This is a genomic window from Streptomyces sp. NPDC050085, from assembly GCF_044460595.1.
In the GTDB taxonomy this organism is placed as follows: domain Bacteria; phylum Actinomycetota; class Actinomycetes; order Streptomycetales; family Streptomycetaceae; genus Streptomyces.
In genome coordinates, this window is the sequence record NZ_JBITJZ010000011.1 from 73,574 (window position 1) to 89,013 (window position 15,440).

A 15,440-nucleotide genomic window follows, 5' to 3' on the forward strand; every position below is an offset into this window, starting at 1 on the left:
GATCCACACCATACCCCCCTAGGTGAGCGGGCGCTTAGGCGTGCGTCACGGCACCGGCTTGAAGGGGTCGTGGTCGGCGAGGATCTTCTCCAGGCGGGCCTGGTCGACGCGGTTCACCAGCTGGTCCGCCTCCTGGCGGTCGCGGATGACCTTGGCCAGGGTGAAGGCCGACGTCGTCAGATAGAGGACCGAAATCGCGAGGAACGCGCGGATCCAGGCGCTCGCCTCGAGCCGGAAGATGCCGATGGCGACCGCGGCGAGGGCCACCGCGAAGGAGGCGATGGCCTGGCTGTAGAAGGCTGTGGTGTTGCCCTGCTTGACCGGTGTCTCGTTCATGCCGCACAGCATGGAGCGGACGGGGCCGCCGCCCCATCCGCTCCCGTACTCAGTTGCGTACTCAGAAGGCCGATACGCCGGTCAGCGCGCGGCCGATGATCAGCTTCTGGATCTGGCTCGTACCCTCGTACAGGGTCATGACGCGGGCGTCGCGGAGCAGCTTGCCGACCGGGTACTCGTCGATGTAGCCGTAGCCGCCGAACACCTGAAGGGCGTTGTTGGCGGCGCGGACCGCCGCCTCGGAGGCGAAGAGCTTGGCCTTGGACGCCGCCGTCGCGAAGTCCTCGCCGCGGTCGATCAGGTCGGCCACGCGCCAGGTCAGCAGGCGGGCCGCGTCCACGTCCACCGCGATGTCGCTGATCAGCTCCTGGACCAGCTGGTACGAGGCGATGGACTTGCCGAACTGCTCGCGCTCGCCCGCGTATCCGACCGCCGCGTCGAGCGCTGCCTGGGCGATGCCGACGCAGCCCGCGGCCACGGACATGCGGCCCTTGGCGAGCGCGGACATGGCGATGGAGAAGCCCTTGCCCTCGGGGCCGAGCAGCGCGGAGGCGGGGACGCGCACGTCGTCCAGGACCAGTTCGGCCGTGGCCTGGCCGCGCAGACCGAGCTTGCCGTGGATGGTGCGGCGGGTCAGGCCCGGGGTGTCGGTCGGCACCAGGAAGGCGCTGACGCCCTTGTGGCCGGGGGCGTCGGTGGAGCGGGCGAAGAGCAGGACGACGTCGGCCCACGTGCCGTTCGTGATGAACATCTTGGAGCCGTTGATGACCCAGTCCCCGTCGGACCCGCCGTCGCGGACGGCCTTCGTCGTCAGGTTGCCCGCGTCGGAGCCGGTGCCGGGCTCGGTGAGGCCGAAGCAGCCGAGGGCCTCGCCCGCCGTGAGGCGCGGCAGCCACTCCCGCTTCTGCTCCTCGGAGCCGTACGCCTGGACGGTCTTGGTGACCAGGCCGAGCGAGACCGAGACGATGCCGCGCACGGAGGAGTCCCCGCGGCCGAGCTCCTCCGTCACCAGGCAGTACGCGAGGTGGTCACCGCCCGAGCCGCCGTACTCCTCGTCGATGGTGAGCCCCAGGAAGCCGACCTCGCCGAGCTTCTTCACGATGGACCGGTCGACGTCCTCGGCCCGGTCCCAGGCCACGACGTTCGGTGCGATCTCGCGGTCCACGAAGTCCTTGGCGAGCCGACGTACGGCCGTCTGCTCCTCGCTCGGCTCAAGATTCATGGACGACTCCCGCGGTACGTAAATTAGCAGTGCTAGTTTTTGGTGACAGCCCTACTATGTGCCGCATGGCCCGACCGCGCAAGCCCCTCCTGAGCGCCGACCGCATCGTCGACGCGGCCCGCGCCCTCGTCGACGGCGAGGGGCTCGCGGCCGTCTCGACGCGACGACTGGCGGCGGAGCTCGGCGTGAGCGGTCCTTCCCTGTACAACCACTTCCGCACGAAGGACCAGATCCTGGAGGCGGTCGCCGACTCGGTGAGCGCGCAGGTCGATCTGTCGATGTTCGGCGCGGACGATCCGCGGGACTGGCGCACGGCCCTGCACGACTGGGCCGTCTCGTACCGGGCCGCGCTGCGCGAGCACCCCAACATCGTTCCCGTACTGGCCCAGGGGCCGGGGCGGCGCCCGGCCGGACTCCGGCTCGCGGACGCCGTGTTCGGGGCGATGACGGACGCCGGGTGGCCGGCCGCGCAGGCCACGTCCATCGGCGCGCTCATGCGGTACTTCGTGATGGGCTCGGCGCTCGGGTCGTTCGCGGGCGGGTTCGTGGACGACGAGGCGGCGTACGACCCGGCGGACTATCCGCACCTCGGGCAGGCGCACCTGCTCGCCGACCGGCAGCAGGCCGTGGACGACCGGGCCTTCGAGACGGGGCTCACGGCGCTGCTCGACGGGCTCTCCGTGCAGTTCGAGCAGGTCACGGCGGCTGTCCGGCGATAGTTCGGGGCGGGCCGAAATGTGCCGGGCGCATGCTTGAGGCATGGCTGCTTCTGCTTCTGGTCGTCCTCGTTCTGGTTTTGATCCTCGTTCTGGTTCTGGTTCTGGTCCTCGTTCTGCTTCTGGTTCTGGTCCTCGTTCTGCTTCTGGTTCTGGTTCCAAGGAGCCCGGCGCTCCGCGCCTTGCCGCGCTCGCCTCGCTGATCGCCGACGAGACGCGTGCCGCCTTCGTGCTCGCGCTGCTCGACGGTCGGGCCTGGACCGCCGGGGAGCTCGCGCGGCACGCGGGGGTCGCCGCGTCCACCACGAGCGAGCACCTCGGCAAGCTCGTCGCGGGCGGACTGCTCGCCGAGGAACGACAGGGCAGGCACCGGTACGTACGGCTCGCAGGCGCGGAGGTCGCGCAGCTCGTGGAGGGCCTCGCCGCGTACGCCGTGCCCGGCGGCGGGGCCCGGCCCTCGACGCTGCAGGCGTCGTCGGCGCGGGACGCGATGGCACGCGGGCGCACCTGCTACGACCACCTCGCGGGGCGGCTCGGGATCGCCGTCGCGGACGGGATGGCCGAGCGGGGGCTGTTGCGGAGGGACGCGGGGCTCTCCTTGACGGAGGCGGGGCTCGGCTGGTTCGAGGGGCTCGGGATCGCGCTCGACGGGGGTGGGCGGCGGCCGCTCGTACGGGGGTGTCTGGACTGGACCGAGCGGCGGGTTCATCTGGCGGGGGTCGCGGGGGCGGCGCTCTGTGACCACGCGTTCGCCTCCGGCTGGGTCGAGCGGATCGGGTCCGAGCGGGCGGTTCGGGTGACCGGGGCCGGAGCGGCGTCTTTCGAGGCCGAGTTGGGCGTGCGGGTTCCTTCGTGAGCGGCCCGCCCCTTCGCCTTCTGCCCGACCGGTAAGGTCCTGCCCGGGTGCGGGGACATGTCGTCGTAACAAGGGAAACGGCGGATGGTGCAGATCGTGGGGGCCCCGGTTCAGGCCGAACCGGGGGAATCAGGGCATGACTGGGCAGCGGATTGCAGGCAATTCGCGGTCCGCGTGCTGCGCGGGATCGGGCAGGTCACGTTCCTGCCGCGGGCGCTGAGCGGAGCATTGTTCGCGGCCGCCCTGTTCGCCGCCGGGTGGCAGTACGGGGTCTACGGAGTGGGCGGCGCGGCCGTCGGGACCGGCGTCGCGTGGCTGCTCGGGGTGGAGCCCGAGCGGCTCGCGCAGGGGCTCGAGGGGTTCAACGCCTGCTTGGTGGGCGTGAGTTGCGCGGTGTTCCTCGGGGCGGGCAGGGCGACCACCGTGGTGGTCGCCCTGGTGGGCTGCGCCGTGGTCACCGTGGTCACGGCCGCGGCGGGACGGGCGTTCGGGGCGTGGGGGCTGCCCGCGCTGACGCTGCCGTTCTGCGCCGTGGCGACCGCGGTCACACTGGGCGCCGCTCCGGCGCCGACAGCGCAGGCGGCTCGCGCCGCGGCCGGGGTCGAGGTCGAACTCGCCGATGTCGTACGGGGGTTCCTCGCCGGGTTCGGCCAGATCTTCCTGATGCCGCAGTGGTACGCGGGCGCGTTCGTGCTCGCCGGGCTGCTCGTGGCCGGGCCGCGCGTGGCCGGGGTGGCCTGTCTCGGGAACGCCGCGGGGATGGCGGTCGCGTGGGCGCTCGGGGTGCCCGCCGCGCACCTCGGCGACGGCACGTCCGGGTACAACGCGGCGCTCGTCGCGCTCGCGCTGTGCGGGGTCTTCCTGGCCGGCGGTGTGCGCACGCTGCTGTACGCACTGCTCGGGGCCGTCGTGGCGACCGCGGTCGCGCCGACGCTGGGCGGGCACGTGCTGACCTGGCCGTTCGTGCTGACGACCCTGGTGTTCCTGGCGGGGGCACGGTCGTTCCCCCGGCTGACGGCGCCGCCGTCCCGCACCTGAACGGCGGGACGGCGGGCCGTGACCGGCCGCGGCCGGCCGGGTCCTAGAAGATCACCAGGGCCCGGCCGCCCTTGCCCGCCTCCATGTTGGCGAACGCCGCCGGGATCCCGTCCAGGGCGATCCGCTCGGTGACCAGCGCGCCGAGGTCCAGGCGGCCAGCCCGGACGTGCTCGGCGAGGACCGGGAGGTCCTGGGCGGGGTCGGAGTTGCCGTAGACGCAGCCGGACAGGGTGCGGCCCCAGTGGAAGAGTTCCAGGGCGTTGAAGGTGACCTGCTGGTCCTTGCCGCCGATGCCGACGACCGTGGTGCGGCCGCCGCGGCGCGTGGACTCCCAGGCCGTGCGGATCGTCACCGCGCGGCCGACGCACTCGACGGCGACGTCCACGCCCTGCTTGCCGGTGAGGCCGCGGATCTCGCGGGCCGTGTTCTCGGACGCGATCACGTAGTCCGTGGCGCCTGCCCGGCGGGCGAGTTCCTCCTTCTCCGGGGACACGTCCACCGCGATGATCTTCGATGCGCCCGCGATGCGCGCCGCCTGGAGCGTGGCGAGGCCGACGCCGCCGACGCCGTAAACAGCGACGGTCTCGCCCTTCTTGACCTGTGCCGAGTGGTGCACGGCGCCGTACCCGGTGAGCACCGCGCAGCCGAGCAGGGCCGCGTCGGTGAGCGGGACGCCGTCCGGGACGGGCAGGACGCAGTTGGCGGCGACGACCGTCTCCTCGGCGAACGCGGCGACGTTCAGACCGGGGTGCAGGTCCGAGCCGTCCGAGGCCCGGTGCGCGTAGACGTCGGCCGCGCCCGCGAGGGCGTTCGCGCACAGCCAGACCTCGCCGAGCGTACAGGCGTGACAACTGCCGCACGAGGGAGCCCAGTTGAGGACGACGCCGTCGCCGGGTGCGACGTGCGCGACGCCCTCGCCGACGGAGACGACGGTGCCCGCGCCCTCGTGGCCGAGGACGGCGGGGACCGGCACGCGCATCGTGCCGTTGGTCAGGGACAGGTCGGAGTGGCAGACACCGGCGGCGGCGAGCTTGATGCGGACCTGCCCGGGGCCGGGCTCGGGCAGGTCGATGTCGGTGATCTCCAGCGGGGAGCCGACGGCGGGCAGTACTGCGGCGCGGACCATGCGGGAATCAACTTCCTCAGAACTGGAGGGACTTGGTCTGGAGGTACTCGGTCAGGCCGTGGGAGCCGAGCTCGCGGCCGACGCCCGACTGCTTGTAACCGCCGAACGGGGCGAGCGGGTTGAAGCGCCCGCCGTTGATGTCGACCTGGCCGGTGTCCATGCGGCGCGCGAACGCCACGGCCTCGGCCTCGTCGCCCGCCCAGACCGCGCCCGCGAGCCCGTACACGGTGCCGTTGGCGATGCGCAGGGCGTCGTCCTCGTCCGCGTACCGGATGAGCGAGACGACCGGGCCGAAGATCTCCTCCTGGGCGATCGTCATCTCGGGGGTGACGTCGGCGAAGACGGTGGGCTGCACGAAGTAGCCCTGCTCGCGCGGGGATTCGGGGCCGCCCGCGACGATCCGCGCGCCCTCCTCGACGCCCTTGGCGATGTAGCCGCGTACGCGCGTGCGCTGCTTGTCATTGACGAGCGGGCCGATGCGGTCGCCGTACTTGGCGGCGGCCGCGGCGGCGAGCTCGACCGCCTCGTCGTACTGGTCGGTGTGCACGAGCATGCGGGTCCAGGCGCTGCACGTCTGGCCCGAGTTGCCCATGACGTTGGCGACGCCGACGGCGACGGCCTTGGCGAGGTCGGCGGACGGGAGGATCACGTTCGCCGACTTGCCGCCGAGCTCCAGGGCGACGCGCTTGACGGCGGCGCCCGCCGTCGCGCCGATCTGCTTGCCGACCGCGGTGGAGCCCGTGAAGGAGACGAGATCGACGTCCGGGTGCTCGGCGAGGGCCTGACCGGCGACGGCGCCGACGCCCGTGACCAGGTTGAAGACACCGGCCGGGAGGCCCGCCGCGTCGACCGCCTCCGCGAAGAGCTGGGCGGTCAGCGGGGTGTCCTCGGCCGGCTTGAGGACGACGGTGCAGCCCGCGGCCAGCGCCGGGGCGACCTTGCAGACGATCTGGTGGAGCGGGTAGTTCCAGGGCGTGATCGCGCCGACGACGCCGACCGGCTCGGCGTAGACGGTCGAGTTGCCGACCTTCTCCTCGAAGGCGTACGTGGCGGCGAGTTCGGCGTACGAACCGGCGACCAGGACGGGGACGCCCGCGTGCACCTGCTGCGCGAACTTCAGCGGGGCGCCCAGTTCGGCCGCGATCGTCTCGGCGATCTCCTCGTTGCGGGCCACGAGTTGGTCGCGCAGCGCGGCGATCCTCGCGGCGCGCTCGGCGGGCGGGGTCGCGGCCCAGCCGGGGAAGGCGGCGCGGGCGGCGCGCACCGCGGTGTCGACGTCCTCTGCGGTGCCCGCGGGGACGTGGCCGATGACCTGCTCGTCGGCCGGGTTGACGACGGCGATGGTGTCGCCGCCCGCCGCGGGGCGCCACTCTCCGCCGATGTACATGCCGTCGTGGGCCTTCATGGCTCTCCTTCTGGTGACCGCTCGGTTCGTCCGATGCTCAAACTAGCGTTGATAGTTTTTGGGCGCCAGAGACGCCCGTCACTCCTGCCGCCCGGGCCCGGGCCGGTCACGCCTGGGTAATGGCCCCGGCCCAGGGCCTGTCCGGCTGCCTCGGATCCGCCCGAACCCGACAACGCATGGAGTCCAGCATGCTGCGACAGAACGCCTGGCGCGCCGCCCTGGTCGGGGCCTCCCTGACCTCTCTGACCGCCCTGGCCGCGTTCGGCTCCGGTGCGGCGGGCGCCGCCGGCGCGGGGACCGCCTCCCTCGCCTGCCGCATCGACGGATACGTCTGCATCACCACGACCGACCCGTCCGAACCGACCGTGTACGCCTGCCTCTCGTAACCGGTCCTCCCCCGCGGCCCGCTCTCCGTTCTCCCGGAGGGCGGGCCGCCGCCGTGTACTGCGGTGGCCCGCCAGTAATTCCCCAGTAACGGCGTCTTCCTAGCGTGCGAACTCCCCGTACCGTTCCCGGAGGAGCACCCCCGATGCACCTGCCCCGTTCGCCCCGGCGCAGAGCCGCCGTCTGGGCGGCGGCCGCGTTCACCGCGGCCGCACTGGTGACCGGCGTCCTGCCGGCAGTCGCCGCCGACACCCCGTCCCCCTCGGTCGCCGCCAAGGTCGACGCGTCGTTGAACGCCGCCGTCGCGCACGGTGGCGAGGCGTCGTTCTTCGTCGTCCTCAAGGACCAGGCCGACCTCACGACCGCCAAGCGGCAGACCTCGCACGCGAAGGCCGCCAAGGCCGCGTACAAGGAGCTGAAGGCCACCGCCGAGGACAGCCAGCAGTCGCTCACCTCCTTCCTCGACAAGGAGAAGGTCGGGCACACGGACTACTGGATCGCCAACACCGTCCGGGTCAGCGGCGACGAGAAGCTCGTCGACGAGCTCGCGCGGCGGGCGGCCGATGCCGGTGCGGCGGTGCTGTGGGGCGCCGGGCACGACGCCGAGGGGCACACGCCGTACGGGGCGTTCGCCGAGGCCCTCGACGGCTGGCTGGCCGACCGGTCGCCCGCCGAGCGTGCCCGGGCGGGCGCGGAGTACCCCGAACTGGCCGCTCTGCTCCCGTCGTTGGGCCGGGTGCGCACACCCGCCGAGCGCAGCCCGGAGGACGAGCGCGACCGGCTGTTCCGTGCGACGGCGGGCCTGCTCGGTGAACTGGCCGCCGCCCACCCGGTGTTGGTGGTCCTGGACGATCTGCACGCGGCCGACGCGGGCTCCTTCCAGCTGCTCAGCCATCTCGCACGGCGTGCGGCGGACGCGGGGGCGCCCTGGCGGTTCGCGGTGACGTGCCGCGAGGAGGAGCTGGCGGAGGGCGATCCGCGCCGCACGGGCCTCGCGTCCCTGGTGCGTCAAGGGCTCGCGCGGCGCCTGGAGTTGACGCGTCTGGACCGGGACGCCTGCCTTGCCGTGGCCGCCGACGCGGGCGTCGCGAGCAGCCGGGTCTGGGAGCTGTCCCTCGGCAACCCGCTCTTCGCGATCGAGCTGGCACGCTCGCTCGACACGGGTGACAGTGCCCCCGAGACCGTGCGCCAGCTGGTCGCCGAGCGCCTGGCCCGGCTCGGCCCTGCCGCCCGCCGGATGGTCGAGGCGCTGTCCGTGACCGGCGGCGAGGGCTCGCTCTCCGAGGTCCTCGACGTCGCCGAGCACAGCGTCGGGGTCGCGGGCGCGCAGGCCGCCGACGCGCTGGAGGAGGCCATCGGGGCGTCGTTCGTCGTCGAGCGCCAAGTCGTGGCGGCGGGGCGGCCGGCCGCCGGTCTCGCCTTCCGGCACCCGCTCGTCCGCCTCACCTGCTACGAGCAGTTGAGCACCGTACGCCGCAGGCAGCTGCACTCCGCGTTCGCCGAGGCCGTGCTGCGCCACCGCCCGGACGCGGTGGACGCACTCGCCTCGCACTTCGCGCGGGCCGACGACCCGCGGGCCGCCGAGTACCTGCGCCAGGCCGCCGAGCGGGCCGCGGCGCTCTACGCCAACGACACCGCCGACCGCTACTACCGCGACCTCGTCGCCCGCCTCGACGTGGACGCGGCCCGCGCCCGCCTCGCCCACTCCCATGTGCTGCGCCGCATGGGCCACTTCACGCAGGCGGCGGCCGCGCTGCGCGAGGCCCTCGCGGAGTTCGGGCGGCGCGGCGAGCACGACGACGAGGTGCTGGCCGCGGGACACCTGGCGGAGACCCTGGTCAAGGCGCGCACCCCGGACACCGGCATTGAGGTCCTGCGGGCGTATCCGCCGGGTCCTGACACCGGCGCCGAGCCGACCGCGCAGCACCACCTGGCGCGCTCGGTGGTCCTCTTCGTGCAGGGCGCGTACGACGAGGGGCACACGGCGGCGCTGCGCTCCCTGGAGGCGGCGCACGGCGTAACCGGCCTGCAGGGCAAGGGACTTGTGGCCCGCGCCTACGGCATGCAGGCCAGCTGCCTGGGGCTTGCGGGCCGCTTCGCCGAGGCCCGCACCGCCGCCGACCGGGCGCTTGCACCGGCCGAGGCGTACGGCGATCCGACGCTCCTGACGAGCGTCCTGTCGATCCAGCGGGAGAACGCGCGACGCGGCGGCCGGCTGCGCGAGGCGATCGCCACGGGCCGCCGCGCACTGGAGCTCGCGGAGCGCTCGGGCGATCCGACGGCGGCGGCCTTCGAGCGGGCGAACCTGGCCGAACTCCACTTGCTGATGGAGGAGTTCGGGGACGCCCGAGAGCTGGCGGAGGAGGCCGTGCGCGGCGCCGAGCCGGACGGCGAGTGGTCCCTCGCGTACGCACTCGCGGCCCTTGCCCGGGTCCTGATGCGGACCGGCGCCGAGCCCGGGGCGGCGCACCTCCTGGCCCGCGCGGAGACGGCAGCCGCCGACCGCAACGACCGCCAGGCCCGCCACGAGGCCCGCACCGCCCGCATCGAACTGGCCCTGCGCGCAGGCGATTCCGCCGAGGCACTCCACCTCCTGGGCACCGCCGAATCCCCCGAGTCGGCGCTCCTCGCGGCCTGGGCGCACGCGCTCGCGGGCCAGCACGAGGAGGCGGCCCGGATCGCACTTCCGGAAGCGGAACGGGCAGCGCGGGCCGGGGAGTTGATCACGGAGATCGAGGTGCGGGTGGTACTGGGGGCTGCGCTGAGGGGCCTCGGCCGGGCCGAGGAGGCGGAGGCGGTGCTCGACCTGGCACTGAAGGCGGCGCGGGACCTGCCGTATCCGGCGGGGATCAGCCGGATCGCGCAGGCACGGGGCTGAAAGCAGCGACCTCACCTCTCCGACGCTGCCGGTACCTGTGCCGGTGCCGGTGCCGGTGATCGAGGGAGTGTGTCAACGGCGTACCGGCGGCCTCAATGTGTTCCCCGTGGCGCGGGTGCGACCTGTCCGACCCCCGCCACCACGCACCCCCAACCCGGCCGCGACCAGCAGCAGTCCACCGAGCATGACGAAGGGCGCCGCCGTCCCGGCCACGCCCGCGACCAGGCCCGCGGAGGCGGGCGCGGCGACCTGCCCGAGCCGGTTTCCGGTCAGCCGCAGGGCGAGGGCGGTGGAGCGGGCATCGGGCGGGGCGGCCTGCACGACCGTCGTCATGGACAGCGGCTGCCCGACGCCGAGGCAGAACCCGAGCAGCACGAGCATGACGCCAAGTGCCCACACGGGGACGGGCAGGGCGATGCCCGCGCAGAGCACGGCGGCGAGCAGACAGGTGGCGGCGATGAGGGCGGCCCGGCCGAGCCAGTCGATCAGCGGGGTCATCACGAGACGGCACGCGATCGTGGCGCCCGCGCGCAGGCTCAGCAGGACGCCGACGACGGACGGGGCGATCCCGCGGTGCTCGCCGACGACGGGCAGGTAGGCGGTGAGGATGTCGGTGGCCGACAGGACGGCGAGGCTGATGAAGATGCCGCCGGGGACGCCGCGGGTGCGCAGGATGCGCTGCACAGGGACGCGGGCCGCCTTCTCCTTCGTACGCGAACTCGCCTCCGTACGAAGGAATTCGATGCGCCACAGCGACGTGAGGGCGACCGCGCACACGCCCGCCGAGACCAGCAGGGCGAGTGCGCTCGTGCCCGCCATGTCGGGGCCGCCGATCACGGCGCCCGCGGCGATCGGGCCGATGAGCTGGCCGAGGGAGGCACCGATGGTGAAGTGGCCGAAGTTGCGGTCCTGTTCGTCGGGCGCGGACTGGCGGGCCACGATCGACTGGGCGCCGATGACGAAGCAGAGGTGGCCGAGGCCCATCACTCCGCTCCAAGCGGCCATCGCCGCAAGGGAGTTCGCGAGGCCGCTCAGGGCGCAGCCGCCGGAGATGAGGACGACGCCGACCGGGAGCAGCGGGGCGCAGCGCCCGTGATCGGTACGCCGCCCGAGCGGGACGGCGGCGAACAGCGGCAGCAGGGCGTAGACGCCCGCGATGACGCCGACCGCGCGCTCGTCGGCGCCGAGCGCGAGCGCCCGGTAGGAAACGGCGGGCCGCGCCATCGACACCGCCGCTTGCGCGAAGCTGAAGGCGATGACGAGGCGCAGCAACCAGGTACGGCTCACGCGGTCACAGGATTCCGAAGAGCAGGCCGGCACCGAGGACGACCAGGGCGGTCAGCGCGGCCCACTTCACGGTGAACCTGGTGTGGTCGCCGAACTCGACCTTGGCCATGCCGACGAGGACGTACACGGCGGGCACCAGCGGGCTCGACATGTGCAGCGGCTGGCCGACGAGCGAGGCGCGGGCGATCTCCAGGGAGGAGACGCCGTGCGCGGCGCCCGCCTCGGACAGGACCGGCAGGATGCCGAAGTAGAAGCCGTCGTTCGACATGAAGTACGTGAACGGGATGGAGAGCACGCCGGTGACGAGGGCCATGTGCGGGCCCATCCAGTCGGGGATGCCGCCGACGACCCACTTGGCCATGTGGTCGACCATGCCGGTGCCCTGGAGGACGCCGGTGAAGACGGCGGCGGCGAAGACCATGCCGGAGACGTTGAGGACGTTCTCCGCGTGGGCGGCGATACGGGCCTTCTGGTCGGGCATGTGCGGGTAGTTGACGGTGAGGGCGAGCGCCGCGGCCAGGATGAACAGGACCGGGATCGGCAGCCACTCCATGATCATGGCGGTGAGGAGGGTGACCGTCAGGAGCGCGTTGAACCAGTAGAGCCTGGGGCGCAGGGTGGCGCGGTGCGGGTCGAGCCCGGAGAAGGTCTCGCCGTCCTCGTCCTCGTCCTCGTACGAGGAGGGGGTGTGGTCACCACCACCGGTGGCCGCCTTGCCGTCCTTCCCGCTGCCGCCACCCGCGCCGACCAGGACCTTCTCCTCGACCGTCTCGGTGACGGTGACGTCGTCCAGGGACAGGTACCCGAGCCGCTTGCGCTCGCGGCGCCCGAGGACGTAGGCGAGCAGGACGACGAAGACGAGTCCGACGGCGAGCGCCGGGATCATCGGGACGAAGATGTCGCTGGCGTCCAGCTTGAGGGCCGTGGCCGCGCGGGCCGTCGGGCCGCCCCAGGGCAGGGTGTTCATGACGCCGTTGGCGGTCGCGGCGACACCGGTCATCACGACGAGGCTCATCTTCAGGCGCTTGTACAGCGGGTACATCGCCGAGACGGTGATCATGAAGGTGGTGGAGCCGTCGCCGTCGAGGGAGACGATCGCGGCGAGCACCGCGGTGCCGACGACGATGCGCACCGGGTCCGCCTTGGCGAACTTGAGGATGCCGCGCACGATCGGGTCGAAGAGACCCACGTCGATCATCACGCCGAAGTAGACGATCGCGAACATCAGCATCGCCGCGGTGGGCGCCAGGTCGCCGATGCCGGCGATGACGTAGTCACCCAGGTGTGCGCCCTTGCCCACGAGGACGCAGAAGAGCGCGGGGATGAGCACGAGCGCCGCGATCGGCGACACCTTCTTCATCATGATCAGCACCAGGAAGGTGGCGATCATGACGAATCCGAGGATTGTCAGCATGTGGTGGGGTCCCTACGTTCGCCGTTGAACTCCCGCCCGGGGGTGGCGGTCAGCGAGACGTTAGGGCCCGTTCATTTGCGTTAACAAGATGTTGACGTGTGAGCAATAAGCGCAAAACTCCAGGTCACAGCCCTGGCATGGTGATCGGGGTCAGTCGAGGACGCGCGCCAGGTAGGCCCGCAGCAGCTCCCGGGTCTCCGCGATGATCGCCTCGTCACCCGTCGGATCGAGCCGGAAGGCGAGGCGGACCAGCGCGTCCGCTGTCTCGACGGCGACGAGGAAGGTGCGGCGCAGGGCGGCGTCGGGGGTGCGGCCCAGGTGCGGGGCGAGGAGGTCGGTGAGGGTGTCGGCGACGCGGTGGTTGGGGTCGGACTCGGGGTCGCCGACGGGGATCTGCGTGCCGAAGTCGACGAGGGAGAAGCCGGGCGCGGTCCGCTTCATGGCGAGGTACTCGTCGAGGATGGCGTCCATCGCGCCGCGCCAGTCGTCCGTGGCGATGCCCCCGAGCCGCGCGGCGACGCGCTCGGCGTAGCTCTCCAGGTTGCGCTGGGCGAGGGCGTCGACCAGGGCGCGCTTGTTGCTGAAGAAGCGGTAGACGGAGCCGATGGGGACGTCGGCGCGGGTGGCGACGGCGCGGGTGCTGAGCCCGTCGTAGCCCCCTTCGTCGAGGAGCTGGGCGCAGGCGTCGAGTATCCGCGTCAGACGCTCGGCGCTGCGCTGCTGAACGGGGGCGCGACGCAGGGACGTTGGGTGGGGCATGTGGGTCACCCTAGGCCTGGGGGTGCCGTTTCGGCTCCGGAGGCGGTGAGGTCGGCGGTGGCCTCGACCGGTTTGCCGTCGACCGCCCAGACCGTGTGGTCGTCCGCGTAGAGGCGGGCGGTGAGGTGGTGGGTGCCGCGGCTGACGCGGGCTCCGGGCAGCCGGTAGTCGACGACGCGCAGCCGGGCCAGGAGCTTGTCGTCCAGGTAGAGCTGGATCGTGCCGCGGCCGCGCACGGCGGTCTCGGGGGTGCCCGCGGGGCTGAGGCGGAAGTGGCGGACCCGGACGCGGACGTCCCAGCCGTCGGCCGGGTTCTCGTCGGCCTTGACGACGAGCTCCACCTCCGGGGCGTTCTTGTCGGAGATCTGCCGGTAGTGGCGGCCCTCGTCGTCGGTGTGCTCGAGGACCTTGCCGACGTGGCGCGGGCCGTCGTCGTCCCCGCACCCGGCGAGGCCCGTGAGCAGGGCGCAGGCCAGGAGGGCTGCGGCGGCGCGGGTGCGCGGCGTCCTCGGTGTCCTGGGCATGCTCGGGACAGTAGAGGAACCCTCACGTTCCCGGATCCGTCTCGGGGAGGAGTCCTGGGGGACGACGCCCCTCCGGGGAGGGACCTCTTGCGCCGCGCGCCACCGAATCCTACGGTTGAGCATAGGAATAGAGATGCAGGGCGAGGGAGCGATGATGAGCGGGGACGCACGCAAGGCGGCCATGGGTCTGACCTACCTGTCGGGCTTCGGCAACGAGCACAGTTCGCAGGCGGTGCCCGGCGCCCTTCCGGAGGGGCGCAACTCGCCGCAGCGCGCCCCGCTCGGCCTGTACGCGGAGCAGCTCAGCGGCACCGCGTTCACCGAGCCCCGCGCGCACAACCGCCGATCGTGGCTGTACCGCATCCGCCCCTCGGCCGCGCACCCGGAGTTCACGCGCGTGGACAACGGGGCAGTGCGCACGGCCCCCTTCACCGAAGCCGTCCCCGACCCCAACCGCCGCCGCTGGGACCCGCTGCCCGAGCCCGCGCCCGGCACGGACTGGCTGGCCGGCCTGTGGACCCTCGGCGGGAACGGGGACGCGACACAGCGCACCGGCATGGCCGTGCACCTCTACCACGCCAACTCCGACATGACGGACCGGGTGTTCAGCGACGCCGACGGCGAACTCCTCGTCGTGCCCGAGCAGGGCGGTCTGCTGCTGCGTACGGAGTTCGGGGTGCTCGCGGCCGAACCCGGCGAGGTCGCGCTGATCCCCCGCGGCGTCCGCTTCCGCGTCGAACTGCTCGACGAGAGCGCCCGCGGGTACGTCTGCGAGAACTACGGCGCCCCGTTCCGCCTCCCGGACCTCGGCCCGATCGGCGCCAACGGCCTTGCGAACGTACGGGACTTCCGCGCCCCCGTCGCCGCGTACGAGGACGACGGGGACGCGGCGGGCCCGGTCGAGGTGGTGAACAAGTTCTGCGGCAACCTCTGGACGGCCACCTACGACCACTCTCCGCTCGACGTCGTCGCCTGGCACGGCAACCACGTCCCGTACGTGTACGACCTGCGCCGCTTCAACGTCATCGGCACGATCTCCTACGACCACCCGGACCCGTCGATCTTCACGGTCCTGACGTCGCCGTCGGACACCCCCGGCCTCGCGGGCGTGGACTTCGTCGTGTTCGCGCCGCGCTGGCTGGTGGGCGAGGACACGTTCCGGCCGCCGTACTTCCACCGGAACGTGATGAGCGAGTACATGGGCCTGATCGAGGGGGCCTACGACGCCAAGACCGCTGGAAAGGGGGGCTTCGTGCCGGGTGGCGGCTCGCTGCACAACATGATGTCGGCGCACGGGCCCGACCGGGAGACGTTCGACCGGGCGAGCGCGGCGGAACTCCGTCCTCAACGGGTCGATGACGGGCTGGCGTTCATGTTCGAGACGCGGTGGCCGATCACGGTTGCGCCGCAGGCGGCCGGGGCGGGGCACTTGCAGCGCGGCTACGACGGGGTCTGGAGCGGCCTGGAGCGTCACTTCGGGCGGTAGGCCCGCCTT

At 72.7% G+C, this 15,440-nt stretch carries 14 protein-coding genes; 6 read left to right on the top strand and 8 right to left on the bottom strand.

Annotated features, from left to right (window positions below):
- Window positions 1-45 precede the first annotated feature (45 nt).
- The gene (locus ACIBUY_RS32080) at window positions 46-336 is read right to left on the bottom strand and encodes a YiaA/YiaB family inner membrane protein (protein ID WP_365567134.1); all 291 of its coding nucleotides are present in this window, start codon (window positions 334-336) and stop codon (window positions 46-48) included.
- A gap of 61 nt (window positions 337-397) precedes the next feature.
- The gene (locus ACIBUY_RS32085) at window positions 398-1,558 is read right to left on the bottom strand and encodes an acyl-CoA dehydrogenase family protein (protein WP_365567133.1); all 1,161 of its coding nucleotides are present in this window, start codon (window positions 1,556-1,558) and stop codon (window positions 398-400) included.
- 65 nt (window positions 1,559-1,623) lie between these two features.
- Between ACIBUY_RS32085 and ACIBUY_RS32090 the strand changes: the two genes are divergently transcribed.
- The 3 genes from ACIBUY_RS32090 to ACIBUY_RS32100 all read left to right on the top strand — a co-directional run bounded on the left by ACIBUY_RS32090 (window position 1,624) and on the right by ACIBUY_RS32100 (window position 4,168).
- On the top strand, window positions 1,624-2,277 hold the full coding sequence (locus tag ACIBUY_RS32090; protein WP_399154468.1) for a TetR/AcrR family transcriptional regulator: 654 nt from the start codon (window positions 1,624-1,626) through the stop codon (window positions 2,275-2,277).
- Window positions 2,278-2,473: 196 nt separating this feature from the next.
- Window positions 2,474-3,130, top strand: coding sequence for an ArsR/SmtB family transcription factor (locus tag ACIBUY_RS32095; RefSeq protein ID WP_399154534.1), 657 nt, complete (start codon window positions 2,474-2,476; stop codon window positions 3,128-3,130).
- An 84-nt stretch (window positions 3,131-3,214) separates the two neighbouring features.
- Complete coding sequence (locus ACIBUY_RS32100; RefSeq protein ID WP_399154469.1) at window positions 3,215-4,168, top strand: urea transporter; 954 nt, start codon at window positions 3,215-3,217, stop codon at window positions 4,166-4,168.
- 43 nt (window positions 4,169-4,211) lie between these two features.
- On the opposite strand, the gene ACIBUY_RS32105 is transcribed toward ACIBUY_RS32100, so the two are convergent.
- Together ACIBUY_RS32105 and ACIBUY_RS32110 are read right to left on the bottom strand one after the other, a co-directional pair.
- A complete protein-coding gene (locus ACIBUY_RS32105; RefSeq protein WP_399154470.1) occupies window positions 4,212-5,294 on the bottom strand; it encodes a Zn-dependent alcohol dehydrogenase in 1,083 nt (360 codons plus the stop codon).
- Window positions 5,295-5,310: 16 nt separating this feature from the next.
- A complete protein-coding gene (locus ACIBUY_RS32110) occupies window positions 5,311-6,699 on the bottom strand; it encodes an aldehyde dehydrogenase family protein (protein ID WP_365567128.1) in 1,389 nt (462 codons plus the stop codon).
- A 188-nt stretch (window positions 6,700-6,887) separates the two neighbouring features.
- Between ACIBUY_RS32110 and ACIBUY_RS32115 the strand changes: the two genes are divergently transcribed.
- Together ACIBUY_RS32115 and ACIBUY_RS32120 are read left to right on the top strand one after the other, a co-directional pair.
- Window positions 6,888-7,085, top strand: coding sequence for a hypothetical protein (locus tag ACIBUY_RS32115; protein WP_365567127.1), 198 nt, complete (start codon window positions 6,888-6,890; stop codon window positions 7,083-7,085).
- Window positions 7,086-7,228: 143 nt separating this feature from the next.
- A complete protein-coding gene (locus ACIBUY_RS32120; protein ID WP_399154471.1) occupies window positions 7,229-9,961 on the top strand; it encodes an ATP-binding protein in 2,733 nt (910 codons plus the stop codon).
- Window positions 9,962-10,033: 72 nt separating this feature from the next.
- On the opposite strand, the gene ACIBUY_RS32125 is transcribed toward ACIBUY_RS32120, so the two are convergent.
- The 4 genes from ACIBUY_RS32125 to ACIBUY_RS32140 form a co-directional block, all read right to left on the bottom strand.
- Window positions 10,034-11,248 carry an MFS transporter gene (locus tag ACIBUY_RS32125; protein WP_399154472.1) on the bottom strand — a complete coding sequence of 405 codons (1,215 nt, stop codon included), beginning with the start codon at window positions 11,246-11,248 and terminating at the stop codon, window positions 10,034-10,036.
- 4 nt (window positions 11,249-11,252) lie between these two features.
- On the bottom strand, window positions 11,253-12,662 hold the full coding sequence (locus ACIBUY_RS32130; protein WP_399154473.1) for a CitMHS family transporter: 1,410 nt from the start codon (window positions 12,660-12,662) through the stop codon (window positions 11,253-11,255).
- 150 nt (window positions 12,663-12,812) lie between these two features.
- Window positions 12,813-13,421 (bottom strand): TetR family transcriptional regulator, encoded by a 609-nt coding sequence (locus ACIBUY_RS32135; RefSeq protein WP_399154474.1) that lies wholly within the window; start codon window positions 13,419-13,421, stop codon window positions 12,813-12,815.
- A 5-nt stretch (window positions 13,422-13,426) separates the two neighbouring features.
- Window positions 13,427-13,945 carry a hypothetical protein gene (locus ACIBUY_RS32140; RefSeq protein WP_365567122.1) on the bottom strand — a complete coding sequence of 173 codons (519 nt, stop codon included), beginning with the start codon at window positions 13,943-13,945 and terminating at the stop codon, window positions 13,427-13,429.
- A 154-nt stretch (window positions 13,946-14,099) separates the two neighbouring features.
- Here ACIBUY_RS32140 and hmgA point away from each other — a divergent pair, with 154 nt between their 5' ends.
- Window positions 14,100-15,431 (top strand): homogentisate 1,2-dioxygenase, encoded by a 1,332-nt coding sequence (gene hmgA, locus ACIBUY_RS32145; protein WP_365567169.1) that lies wholly within the window; start codon window positions 14,100-14,102, stop codon window positions 15,429-15,431.
- Window positions 15,432-15,440: the final 9 nt, after the last annotated feature.